This is a genomic window from Bacteroides sp. 3_1_23 (assembly GCF_000162555.1).
Taxonomy (GTDB): domain Bacteria; phylum Bacteroidota; class Bacteroidia; order Bacteroidales; family Bacteroidaceae; genus Bacteroides; species Bacteroides ovatus.
Genome location: NZ_GG774950.1, coordinates 158,343 through 171,007, shown reverse-complemented (window position 1 = coordinate 171,007; position 12,665 = coordinate 158,343). Strand labels below are relative to the sequence as shown.

Here is a 12,665-nt window from a genome sequence, read left to right as displayed (position 1 = left end):
ATTAATTTATCCAACCTTCATTCTGTTCCAAATTCGAGTTCATTTCCATTTCTTTAGCAGGAATAGGCCAGCTCCAGCACTGATCTCCCAACCAGTACCAGGTATAAGTCGTTTCACCCCACATCTGCATCAGACCGTTACGATTATTATCAAACTTCTTATCTTTCCACGTTCCCCAACGCAATTCATGGAAATACATGGAATCTTCGCCACCGATTTCCCAGTAATACTCATTCCGGATACGTTCACGCAAATCACTCTGCCCGTTAACTTTCGTAGCAGGATAAGTTGCATTATTCAATTCGACATGCCCTGCACGACGTCTTACTTCATTAACACATCTGATTGCTTCGCTTTCATGGGTACTTCCCCATTCATTTAGCGCTTCTGCTTTCAGGAGCAATACTTCCGCATAGCGTATTAATGGAATATCCAATCCATAAGTATCACGTTCTGTCTGTTCCAGACCTTCAGGAACAAACTTTCTCCATAGATAGTAAAACTTATCGTTTGTATCAGTACGGATATCAAAAGGCTCTGCACTGTCGGAGCCACGATAAGGCCAACGCAATGTATAAGTATGAGCTATTCCAGAAGAAGCGCCATTGTATTGTGCGTAAGGGGTAATGACAGCCATTTGCAGACGTGGATCACGGCTCTCGTAAGCTTTTTTGATACGTGCTTCATTGCCACTATCCAGATATTTGTTCATATCTGCCCCATAGGCAGCCATACGTTCCTTTTCCGCCGCAGACAGTCCATCGCGTAGAAAAAACACCACACGTTCTTTTTCTTTCATCGCACTATAGCCCGGCAAGTAGTTATCCCAATTAAACTTTTCTCCGGTCGCCGTCTCAAAAGATTCTACAAAATGCGGATTAGGCAAATAGTTATTCCACATAGAACCTGCTGTACAACGGTTGCCGTAAGTGATGTTCCTTGTATTGGAGTAGCCGTATTGCTTGATGCATTGCACAGAGAATATCATTTCTTCACATTGTTCATTTGCTATTTTCAACAACTGCTTATAACTGGTAGCACCGGCCTTAGTATATAACCCGAAGCCACAGTCAGCCACAGAATTAAAATCATCAACCGCCGCCTCCCAATTCTTCTGCCACATATATACTTGTCCGCGTAATGCATAAGCAGCTCCTTTGGTTACCCGTCCATAGTTAGAGTCACCCGAATTATATTTACCCGGTAGATTGGGTTCATTCACACAATCTGTCAGATCCTGGAGTATAGCCGCCCAAACATCCGCTTCTGAAGAACGGGCTTTGTTACCGTTTTCAGGACTCGTGATTGCATTCATATATAACGGCACTCCTTTATACAAGATATTCAAGCGCATATAAGCAAATGCACGCAAGAATTTACATTCGGCGATAGCCCGTTGCTTCTCTCCGGTCGACATATCAGGAACCTGACCAATATTATCTATCACATCATTAGCACGATAGATAAAAGTATAAAAACGTTTATAAATATCACTGAACAGGCCACTTGAGGGAGTAGCTGCTCCTGTACAATTAGGCATTCGCTTAATCCAGTTCTTGTCTGTATCCATCACAGAAGAATAAGCATCCCATGGAATCCGGTGCGAATCCAAAATGCCGGAGTTAGGACAATATTGATCCAGAAAGACATTATATACGCCGATAACAGCCTGTTCGGCCAAAGTTGCTTTCGTCCAGATACTACTACCGCTTATGTTATTGGTAGGAGTAGTATCTAAAAAGTCCGCACCGCATCCAGCCATAGAGAAAGACAGCAAGGCAATAGATGCACATCTTACTAATTTCCGAAATATTTTTATTTGTTTTTCATCATAAAATCGTTCTAGAGTAAGTTTAGAAAGTGATATTTACACCGAATGCATATTGTCTCATAGTAGAATATCCCACTGCGGTACGCATTTCCGGATCCATTCCTTCATACCCGGTAATGGTAAATAAATTTTCACCGGAAGCAAAGAAACGGATATTCTGTGCATATACTTTTTTCGACAGGACAGCAGGCAATGTATATCCGATAGTCAGGTTCTTCAGTTTAATATAATCCCCTTTTTGCAAATGTACTGATGACTGTGTCATACCACTTTGGTCGTTACCGGAGTTATTTGTCAAACGAGGATTCTTTGAACTCAAGTTCGTGCGAGGATCATTGGGATTTTTGGGATCAAAGAAATAGTGATCGTTTGCTATTGCTTCCCCGATAGCATATCCTTTGATGGTAGCACTGCTGTTCAATGCCAAACGATAGTAGTAAATCTTGAAACCTGCCGCACCGGACCAGTTCATGGAGAAATCGAAGCCTTTCCAATTAGCGCTTGCCTGCAGACCGAAGTTATACTTGGGCACATTGGAGCATCCCTGAAACTCATTATCAGCGTCATTACCATATACACCGTCGCCATTTAAGTCAGCATAGATGTAATCACCATACCAAATGCCACTCTTACTGACGTTCTGACGCGGATAGAACTTATACCCTGCCCCTACCATAGCATTCAGCCATTTCATGTCGTCTACTGTACGGATCATTCCGTCTCTCGGACCACCGTTGATATTGACTGTTCCATCTGCGTTAAAGCCGTTTCCATTACCTTTATATGGTTGCAACATATAGTATTCATTAATCATTTTACCTTCTATTACACGGGTAGATCCTCCGGTAGAGACATCACCGATATTGGTTTGATAAACACGGTTCCCGTTTTCATCTGTCACCCAGCCACGCTGCAACTCTCCTTTGTATTTACTGACCTTGTTCTGGTTATAGGCAAAGTTACCGGATACACGATATTCTACTTTACCGATACGGTCTTGCCAATTCAGGGTCATTTCAATACCGCGGTTAGTCACTTCCGCAATGTTCTGACGAGGGCCACTGGCTGTCCCGAGAGACATATACATATCAGGGCGATATAAGATTCCATCCGTTACTTTATTATAAAATTCAGCCTCAAACGTCAGACGGTTTCTAAGAGTTGCAAAGTCGACACCAATGTTCGTAATAGCAGTGCTCTCCCATTCCAACAGGTTATTAGAGATAGAAGTGACTGCCAATCCGTTATTAAGACTACCACCAAACGCGTACTTTGCCGAGTTATATACAGCCTGCCATTCGTAGTTACCAATCGCATTGTTCCCTAACTTACCCCACGAAGCACGTAATTTCAGATTGTCGATAGGAAGTCCTTTCATAAATCTCTCTTCACTGATTCTCCACCCGGCAGAGAAAGATGGAAAAAGCCCCCAGCGATTATCCGGAGCAAAACGGGAGGAACCGTCATAACGCATATTAACCTCGAATAAATAACGGCTGTCGAAAGCATAGTTAATACGACCGAAGTAAGAACGGGATGTAAATTCCTCACCTGTACCACCTATGGAAGAAGGAGTAGTAGCAGAACTTGAATCACCCACAGACGAATCTATTAATCCAAGTTTGGCAGTGTCGGTAGTCCGTTTGACAAAACGTTCTTCTTCAAAGCCCAATAACATACCAATATCATGCTTATAAAAAGTCTGGTTATAGTTGAGCAAGTGCGTTAATTTCCAATGGTTTTCACGGACATACGCCATACGGGTATACAAATCGGCAGGATCTTTGGGGGCAGCTATCCACTGATCTGTACTAAAACTATATTTCCCATAATCCGTATTTACGGACATCGATTCATAACGGTAATCTTTATAGTTCAGATTAACATCGTATGAAAAGTGTTTCAGAAACTTCACGTTGGCATAGAAAGTAGTAAAGAACTGCGTGTTTTTGATATGCCCTTCCGATTGTGCCATGTCCCACAGAGGATTGTGAGATTGCGGATCTTCCTCGTTCGCTTCCGGCGCACCATATTTTCCGTCATAATATGGATATACGCCCGGTATCATCTTTTGAGTATTAATATTGGTGAGTGAACCGGTATCGCTTTTCTTCTGGTCAGTGTGATACCCCCATACGCGAGTACCAATACGTAACCACTTAGTAATATCCGAATAAACATTGGCACGCAAAAAATAGCGTTGGTATCCGGTATCCTTGATTAATCCCGGATTGTCAGTATAAGATATAGAAAGATTATATCCGGTACGTCCCTCCTGTCCAGTGACGGAAAGCGAATGTTTCATCATCCAGTCGTTACTATATATCTCATCGTACCAATCTGTATTAGGATAAGCTACATAATTAGGATAGCCGGAAGCCGAAATGCCATTCGGATCTTTTTCCGCCTCACGCCATTGATTGATGGTAATGTCGCTGAAAGGAGCAGATTCTCCTATATTAGTAGCAGCTTCGTTCATCAATTCCATATACTTGGCGTAGTTAGATACCGTTTTTATCAGTTTGGTAGGTTGATTCAGTGAAAAAGTAGCATTGTAGGACACGCTGACCTTTCCTGTTTGTCCGGTTTTGGTAGTAACCAGAATAACCCCATTTGCCCCTCGGTTACCATAAATAGCACACGAGGCCGCATCTTTCAGGATGGAAATAGAAGCAATATCGTTGGGATCTACATTATTCAGACTTTGCTCCATCCCATCCACCAACACGAGTGGTGAAGAACTGTTCAGGGTACCTACTCCCCGAATATTGAAAGAAAAGCCTTCATTATATGGAGTCCCGGAGCTTTGCATCACCTGCAAACCGGCTGTCATACCGCTCAACGCCTGCGAAGCACTGACCAAAGGACGGGAAAGTGATTCCTTTTCCAAATTTACCGTAGCAACCGAACCGGTCAGGTTCACCTTCTTTTGTGTGCCATAACCAACCACTACTACTTCTGAAAGCATTTTCACATTCTCTCCCATTACAATGTTGAATGTCGTCTTGCCAGGCGACAATGAAATTTCCTGCGTGTCAAAACCGATATAAGACACTTGCAATTTCTTAGCGTCCTCCGGTATTTCCAGTTCAAATTTCCCTTCCATATTACTCACCGTGCCAATATTAGTACCGGGAATTGATACCGATACTCCAATTAACAATTCATCATTGACATCGCTGATGACACCATTGATACGCCGTTTCTTATCCGATTTCTGAACGACAGGCCGGGTGATAATAATATGATTATCTTTTATTTTATAAATCAACTCCTGCCCTTTCAGAATCTGATCCAGTGCCTTGCTTATCGGTTGATTATCTACCTTTACAGTTACCTTACGGGTCAGGTCCACATCATTTTTCTCATATACTAAGGATACATTTCCTTTGACCTCCAACTCCCGGAACGCTTTGCGCACCGTTACGTCCTGCAAATGTAAGGTCACCTGTTGTGCATGAACCGACAGTGGAAGAACTGCAGCTAATAGCACGAAGAACATGCATTTGATGATTTTACTCATTGATTTAAGTTTTTATGTGTATATCTTTTGTTACTAACTCATTGTTTTACAATATTCTTATTTAAACATTATCCAGGATTGCGAACTAGCCTCATTATCCGCATTTTTAACATTGCCGTTCGTTTCCCAGTCGTATCTACCGGCTACCTTTCCTAAAGGCACCCCTCTACTATCATCCCGAATAACAACAGGACTATGATAGTTCTCACCAAACACAATGGCATCCGTACAACCCACTTCCTGCAATGCCACAGCAACTTCCCGTAAAGAAGAGCCATCACTAAAGACATTCCAAGCTGCTTTTACCGAGTTATAAGAATTCGTAAAACGATTACTTACAAAAATGACCAAGTCTCCTTCTTCCGTGATACCGACAGCCCGGCGTCCTACAGGCTTGCCATCAAAAGTCCAAATGCTTACCGGATTAGCAGCCCATGAATTACTTCCTGACAATGCTCCATCCATTCCTCTGTTACGGGTCGAAGTATTTCTTCCTTCATTAGTGGCAAATGTCTTGTAAAGTTCTGCATTTTCTCCGGCAATCATGATCTGCCCTTTTTGCAACGGATAGGAATATCCACTGACAGCACTGGTTGGAGACCACTGTACCCCATTGGCAGCTTGTTTGCCGGCTCCGCCGCTGGTAAACTTATACAAGTTATTATCTATCACTTCTGCATACGAAATCTCCGCTTTTCCATCAGCTGTAATTCCCAGAGTTCCCGGACAATACTTCAAAGAAGTAGATAGGTTATATCCGAGACGCGGTGCGGATAGCAGCCCACTATCATTCCACCCGAGGCTATAAAATATCGGTACCCAGAATTGCCCGGACAATCCCGGAACAAACAATGAATAATCCATATTATCATTCATGATAGCTGTTGTACGATGTTGAGCAGTGGGTTCAGCCCATGTTACATTGTCTTTATTCATATCCCAGCTAACCTTCATATTTATTCTACCGGCAGGAATAGTTATCAACCATCCCGTATTACCGCTCCTTCCATGCAAGTTTTTATTTTCATAGACAATCATGAAATCAGGAATACAAATACTACTGTGTTGGCTTTTTAGATCAGCAGTAATATTTTTCCAGTTTACCCCTGCGTCAATAATTCCATTTACAGCACTCAACTGATATTTTTTAGTCATGTTGTTCGTATTGTCTTTTACAGTAATAGTAAGTGTACTACTTAGGTCAACAATCAGGTTTCCGTTTTCATCCTTTTGACTGACGGGATCTGTGGAGATGATTTCTGCGTTATCTGCCAAGGTCGGCATCAACACTACGTTTACAAATGCAGTGTTTTGTTTGAAACGTAACGAAGCGATGCCATTAATAAAGTTTGCACTAACCTGCTCTGTGTTACAAGTAGCCGTTACGCCTCGAAGTAGCTGAGTAGAAGTGCTGAAAATGGTATATTCGATATCATCTGCTCCATCATTCACTTTAATACGGGTGATACCGCTGCTCAAGTCCAGTACAGCATCAGTAGTAAGCGGATCAATGGGCTTTGCCCATTCATCCGCCAGTTTGAGTTTCACATTCACCGCACTTTGGTCGTCCAAAATGCGAAAATCTAAGGCTATGACCCTACTGTTCTGGTCAATAAGACCATTTATCCAGTTCCCTGTGCCATCTTCTGCCTGTATGGCTACCAATGGTTCTTTTACGTACCCCGGATCTTCGGATAAGACAACACCTTTCAGTTCATCTTCTCCGCATGACGTGAATATAAACACAAGGAATGTGCTTAATAGAAAATGTAGTTTCTTCATACAATATTATTTAAATAAGAAATAGCTTATTTTCTGTTATTCCTGAAAACAATCTTTATCCTGCATGACTAAACTAAAACAGCTGTTTGTATACCTTATAACTTAAAAAAGAGTGTCGCGCTATGCTCTTTTACAATCCTTCTTTTTACCATTCATAGAGATTCAGGTTAAAATATGCTTTATTGGCCTATTCATTAATATGACAGCCAGATTAATAAAAAGTATAGTGAGAAATGATTTTTTTATTCGTTCAGCCCTTCAACTCATCTTTTTATTAGTGAGTTTGGTCATCTTACATTTTTTCAATACCTTGCCCCCGAATTATCCATCGGAGAAACAGAACCTGTGAGTATTCACCTTAATATATTAACTAATAAATCAAATATACGATTTCTGAAAGACATAATGGAAAAAAACCTGGAAACAGAGATTATCGAGGCCCTGAAATCGGGTAAAGAGGAGGCATTCCGATACATCTATAAAACTTACTATACAGATCTTTGCCGGATAGCGAGAGGGTATTTGACAGACTCTTATCTATCAGAATCTATAGTAGAAGATTTGGTGTATAGTCTATGGGAAAACCGCTCTAAAATAACAATTAACACCTCATTGAAGAACTACCTTTTCAGAAGTGTAGCCAATAAGTGTATCAATTATCTTCAGCTTGAATATGTGAGAAGGGAAACGGCCTGCTCGTCAGAAGACCTGGTCATTTACAGCGATTTATGGTCCTTGGGCGAAAATCCGGTTGAGCATTTAGAGGGTAAAGAGCTACATTCTATTATCCAGAAGACGATTGACGGCTTATCTCCGGAAACCCGGAAGGTATTTTTATTGAGTCGTTTTGAGAACAAAAGACAAGAAGAAATTGCCGAAATCATGGGAATCACTATTCATACAGTGAAATATCACATGCGAAGTGCACTGGATAAGCTGAAAGAAGCAGCAAAATCTTATCTTGCCCTGATTGTAATGTTTATTACGAATATATTTAATTAATATTAAAAAGCAAAGTAATTCACTATACTTCTTCTATTGACAAACTGTCCTGATGATAGCGCAGGTATATGATTTTCAATAGATATTAAGTTTAAGATGGTATGAAAGAAGAATTTGACAGACTGATATATGATTTCCTCTCGGGAAGTATCACCAAAGAGGACTTGCATAAGTTGAACGAATGGGTATACTCCGATCCGGAGAATCAGGAATATTTTGAACAGCAGAAACGAATCTGGCTTCTGTCTGCCGAGTATGAAAATGCATCTGTACACGAAGAACGTGCCTATAGCAGGTTTGCGGAACGAATCCGTAAACATAAGAGTGCTCCGGCAGGAAAGGCAAGAAGAGCCTTATTTGTAAAGTATGCAGGTTACGCAGCAGCAATCATTATATTACTGTTTACCACTCCTTTTATAATTTATAATTTTACAACACCTGATGATTCTTTGATTTCCGAAGTATACGCTCCAAGAAAATCGAAATTAAAAATGAAGCTTCCTGACGGTTCTATAGTGTGGTTAAACGCAGATTCCAAGCTTTCTTACTCCGAGAGTTTTAGTCGGAAGAATCGCAATGTCCGACTGGAAGGCGAAGGGTATTTTGAGGTAGCGCATGGAGAGCATCCATTTGTTGTACAAACAGACTCTGCACAGATTAAAGTACTGGGTACTAAGTTTAACGTTAAAAATTATGGTGATGAGAATTATATAAAGGTATCACTCCTAGAAGGTTCCATTGTCTTATTGTGCATCAACCAAGAGTTTATAATGAAGCCTAATCAAACGATGACAGTTAATAAGCTTGACCAAACTTATAAGCTGACCGAGAGTGCTGACTATGCTGAACAGTGGATCAACTGCAAAGTATTCTGGGATGAGGTTCCTATGTCGATCATTTCTAAAGAGTTGGAGCGCCAATTTGATGTGACATTCGCATTTGAGTCAGAGCAACTCAAGAATTTGATTTTCCATGGAAGTTTTATTATAGAAACAAATAATTTGGAGAAAATATTGGATATTATGTCTGAAACAAATAAATTTAGCTACTCAATTGAAAAAGATAAGGTATATATCCATTCATTGAAAAAATAAGAAACGATTAAAGAATCTTCAAAAATAATATCATGACTGCACAAGAGTTTTTTAAGAACGATCTGTTTGCCGAAAATGCAGGAGTAGTACTGCTGGAAGTACGCAAAGGTTACAGTAAAGCCAAATTAGAAATAAAACCCGAACATCTTAACGCAGGTGCCCGCACACAAGGAGGAGCGATCTTCACATTAGCAGATCTGGCGCTTGCCACAGCTGCCAACTCGCACGGTACACTAGCTTTCTCTCTCTCGTCCACTATTACTTTCCTACGTGCCAGCGGCCCCGGAGATACTCTCTTTGCCGAAGCACGCGAACGCTATATCGGTCGAAGTACAGGTTGCTATCAGGTAGATATAACAAACCAAGACGGAGAGTTGATTGCAACTTTTGAATCTAGCGTATTCCGAAAGGATCAGAAAGTGCCTTTCGAAGTTCAGGAATAAAACAGGAAAGCGCATCAACACTTTTAAAAGTATACCTTTTAGAAACAGATAACGCGGATGATACGGATAAAAAGATAATAAATCCGTGTCATCCGCGTTATCCGCGTCTAAAAAATAACAGGTTGGCAGGGCCATTTACTTCTGATATGCCTTCGTTTTTTCTATATATCTATTTAACGATAGAAGTCAGCGGATGCCGGTTACCCGTCACATTATTCAGGAATGCTTTTGCCGAACCGAAGTTCAGGAATAAATCCAGACGGACAGGAAGATGGTTCAAGTCGTCCGTCACGAAGAAAGTAATCACCTCCTTTTCTTTTCCTTTCTTATCATATTCTACCAATGAGAAGATCAGGCAACGGTAAGTAACTCCATTCTCCGCTTTCACATTTTCTTTTCCACGGTAGATAAGCGTTTGCTCTTCCACTTTACGGCCCGTAGCCATCGGGAACTTGATTTTGTCTCCCACCTTATAATCTGCAGGGTCGTAAGAACGTGCCTGCGCCAAGATGCTTAACATATCGTATATACAACGGCTATCGCTAGCTTCAGATTCATCAAACGCTCCATCCCGATAAGTACGTTTCTGGTTTACGAGGCAAAGACCGTCCTTATAAGAAAACCAAGCCTCATCAACCGTGTAACGTTTTCCCTCTTCGGCACCTTTGCGGAAATAGCGCGGTTCCAGTTTTTCACCGATCACACAAGTCAGCGTATCGCGCATCTTGAAAAAGAAGTCTGCCCGTTTACTGCCCAAAGCAAGCAGGTTAATCCGGTAGGCAGGTTGTGAATGATAAGTAGTAGCATTCGTCGTCAGACTGGCAAGTCCGGCTTTCACCCAGACAAACTTCCAGTTAAAATATAAATCATACATTACGTGTTCGCCGGATTGAAACGCATCATTCTTCGCTTCACATTGAGCACTGGCTGGGAGGGCGAAAGCTCCCATCAGTAAGGCCACTAATCCGATAATAAAATTGCGTCGAACGCTAACGACGGCGGTTCTGACTATTTCGTTCCCGATCCTTTTTCTTCTTGTCTTCATCTGGTTTTTGTTTTTTAAGTTCATCCAGCTTTTGCTTATCCAGCGGAACTGCATGAATATCCCAACTTTGTTCTAGATCCCAGTTGGCTTTCGGCTCTAAAATCTGATTATAATAATACACCTCTTCGGGCTGCACCCCTTTTTCAAAATTGCCGGTATCCCATTCACCGTTTCCATTCCGGTCGTTAATCAACCGGGCGGAGTACTTACCGGGATTTAAGTAATAAAAGTCGGCATAACCTCCTTCCTCTACTCTTCTTCGGCGTACCACTTTATCCTGCGCATCCAACAGTTCAACGAAAGCATTAGGTTCCGCTCCCGTCACCACAAACGTGATTTTGGCATATTCTTCCAAACTACGCACCTTGAACCCTTGTTTTATTTTGTCTGTAAACAATCCGTATATACCATGGAACGCAGTCGAGTCTACCGAAAATTCATATTCCAGTGTCGGCTCCCAATCATAATACAGATTGAACCTCTTTAGATTCACAGAGTCCTGTTCAAAGTCGAATGGTATATCTTTCCAGAGCGTATCTACCTTTTGCCGTAGATGGATGGCCGCAGTATCGAAACTGGCTATCGGTTCTTCAAAACTCAAAGAGATAGAACCATATACATCCATTGACGAAGGAGCACCGACATTTACCGGCAAGAATTTTGTCGGTTCGGGTTCATCCTCTTCACCTTTCTTTTTCTTCTTTTTCTTTTTGTCCTTATCCGGCTCCTCTTTCTTATATTTCTGCTTCGAAACGAGGTTGAGCGTATCCGTACGGGGCACTAACTGATTCAATGTATCCGTATAAAGATAAGTCAGGCTCATGGCCAGCGTATCCTGCTTAAAGAGCAGGGAGTCTTTTACCCAATAATGGATGGTGTCGTTCCGCTGATTCTTTTCGATAACAAAAGCATCCTTTTCATCGAAGTTCAAGCCTTTCAATACAGGCAAAGTATCTGCCTTACCTGCAAAATAGAACGTAAACTTCTGCGGAACCAGTCTTTCCGACTTGATAAGGTATTGCGAATAATTGAGTTCCTTAAAGGCACGGAGGATGACATCATCCGGCAAATAATGCATATATTTCTTCTCAACAATCGTGTCATAAGTCAATGAATCCACCCAAGCCGTATCCATGCGGATACGTTCTTCCATACGAGGGATAATCAACGAGTCATGGAAAGCGATCATCTCGCTCTTCTGATTAAAAGTGAAGTTCTGGTCGGCATCCATCAAACCGTAGATACGATACTTGCCGGGAGCTATACCCCGGATAGAGAAACGCCCACGGCTGTCCGTACGTGCCACACGGTCGAAAGGCAATTTGTTGAAAGCCGAATCGTTCAAGTTGGAATGTAGTCCGACAAGCATACCTTTAATAGGCTCCAGGTTAGAGGCATCGAGCATCGTTCCTGCTACTTCCATCGTATCGATTTCCGTACCGGTAGAGAACGTAAATGCAAAATTCCCTAGCGGGTTACCTTCATTATTGTCGACAATTGCATCCGAGAAGTCAATCGTATAGGTCGTGTTAGGCTTCAAAGAGTCGAGTAGGTTGACTTGTATTCTCTTGCCGGAAGCCTTGATTTCCGGTTGCTGTATCTGGGGAGGAGAAACAACGACTTTTTCGGTTGCTTTCTCCAGCTTAATAAACTCATCAAACATCAAAGAAATTTTAGTCCTTTCATTATTCAGAGCGCCCGCAGCAGGAGTACTACCGATGAAACGGGGCGGCGTCTCATCATAAGGGCCTCCGTCCGGCCGTCCAATACTGGCGCAGGAATATAACATAGCTCCCAGCGTTACTACCGGAAGCACCTTGCGAACTATTTGCTTTATCTTTTGATTCTCAAATTGTAACATGCTGCAAAAATAAGCGTTCTTATTCAATAAACACCACACTTTCTAGCTAATTTATTAAAAAAGGAAAGGGTGACTTAAGGTAAT

At 41.7% G+C, this 12,665-nt stretch carries 8 protein-coding genes; 3 read left to right on the top strand and 5 right to left on the bottom strand.

What is annotated here, in order from left to right; genetic code table 11:
- Position 1: 1 nt before the first annotated feature.
- The 3 genes from HMPREF9010_RS11945 to HMPREF9010_RS11955 all read right to left on the bottom strand — a co-directional run bounded on the left by HMPREF9010_RS11945 (position 2) and on the right by HMPREF9010_RS11955 (position 7,136).
- Entirely contained in the window at positions 2-1,762 is a 1,761-nt protein-coding gene (locus HMPREF9010_RS11945) for a RagB/SusD family nutrient uptake outer membrane protein (RefSeq protein WP_008649049.1), read from the bottom strand.
- A 91-nt stretch (positions 1,763-1,853) separates the two neighbouring features.
- Positions 1,854-5,354 carry a TonB-dependent receptor gene (locus tag HMPREF9010_RS11950; protein WP_008649047.1) on the bottom strand — a complete coding sequence of 1,167 codons (3,501 nt, stop codon included), beginning with the start codon at positions 5,352-5,354 and terminating at the stop codon, positions 1,854-1,856.
- Between the two features lie 57 nt (positions 5,355-5,411).
- Entirely contained in the window at positions 5,412-7,136 is a 1,725-nt protein-coding gene (locus tag HMPREF9010_RS11955) for a hypothetical protein (RefSeq protein ID WP_008649046.1), read from the bottom strand.
- Between the two features lie 405 nt (positions 7,137-7,541).
- Between HMPREF9010_RS11955 and HMPREF9010_RS11960 the strand changes: the two genes are divergently transcribed.
- From HMPREF9010_RS11960 to HMPREF9010_RS11970, 3 genes are all read left to right on the top strand, one after another.
- The gene (locus HMPREF9010_RS11960; protein WP_004298328.1) at positions 7,542-8,138 is read left to right on the top strand and encodes an RNA polymerase sigma-70 factor; all 597 of its coding nucleotides are present in this window, start codon (positions 7,542-7,544) and stop codon (positions 8,136-8,138) included.
- A 101-nt stretch (positions 8,139-8,239) separates the two neighbouring features.
- Positions 8,240-9,232: a FecR family protein gene (locus tag HMPREF9010_RS11965; protein ID WP_008649044.1), complete on the top strand. Its 993-nt coding sequence runs from the start codon at positions 8,240-8,242 to the stop codon at positions 9,230-9,232.
- A 32-nt stretch (positions 9,233-9,264) separates the two neighbouring features.
- On the top strand, positions 9,265-9,675 hold the full coding sequence (locus HMPREF9010_RS11970) for a PaaI family thioesterase (RefSeq protein WP_008649042.1): 411 nt from the start codon (positions 9,265-9,267) through the stop codon (positions 9,673-9,675).
- Positions 9,676-9,844: 169 nt separating this feature from the next.
- Here the strand turns inward: HMPREF9010_RS11970 and HMPREF9010_RS11975 are convergent, their stop codons facing one another.
- Positions 9,845-10,720 carry a DUF3108 domain-containing protein gene (locus HMPREF9010_RS11975; protein WP_008641759.1) on the bottom strand — a complete coding sequence of 292 codons (876 nt, stop codon included), beginning with the start codon at positions 10,718-10,720 and terminating at the stop codon, positions 9,845-9,847.
- Positions 10,665-12,581, bottom strand: coding sequence for an Ig-like domain-containing domain (locus HMPREF9010_RS11980; RefSeq protein ID WP_008649040.1), 1,917 nt, complete (start codon positions 12,579-12,581; stop codon positions 10,665-10,667). Before HMPREF9010_RS11980 ends, HMPREF9010_RS11975 begins: the two co-directional genes overlap by 56 nt.
- Between the last annotated feature and the right edge of the window lie 84 nt (positions 12,582-12,665).

Excerpts from the sequence above, each read along its gene's own strand:
- HMPREF9010_RS11945 (WP_008649049.1), bottom strand. The coding sequence starts at position 1,762 with ATGGCTGGATGCGGTGCGGACTTTTTAGATACTACTCCTACCAATAAC.
- HMPREF9010_RS11970 (WP_008649042.1), top strand. The coding sequence starts at position 9,265 with ATGACTGCACAAGAGTTTTTTAAGAACGATCTGTTTGCCGAAAATGCA.
- HMPREF9010_RS11960 (WP_004298328.1), top strand. The coding sequence starts at position 7,542 with ATGGAAAAAAACCTGGAAACAGAGATTATCGAGGCCCTGAAATCGGGT.
- HMPREF9010_RS11950 (WP_008649047.1), bottom strand. The coding sequence starts at position 5,354 with ATGAGTAAAATCATCAAATGCATGTTCTTCGTGCTATTAGCTGCAGTT.
- HMPREF9010_RS11975 (WP_008641759.1), bottom strand. The coding sequence starts at position 10,720 with ATGAAGACAAGAAGAAAAAGGATCGGGAACGAAATAGTCAGAACCGCC.
- HMPREF9010_RS11955 (WP_008649046.1), bottom strand. The coding sequence starts at position 7,136 with ATGAAGAAACTACATTTTCTATTAAGCACATTCCTTGTGTTTATATTC.
- HMPREF9010_RS11965 (WP_008649044.1), top strand. The coding sequence starts at position 8,240 with ATGAAAGAAGAATTTGACAGACTGATATATGATTTCCTCTCGGGAAGT.
- HMPREF9010_RS11980 (WP_008649040.1), bottom strand. The coding sequence starts at position 12,581 with ATGTTACAATTTGAGAATCAAAAGATAAAGCAAATAGTTCGCAAGGTG.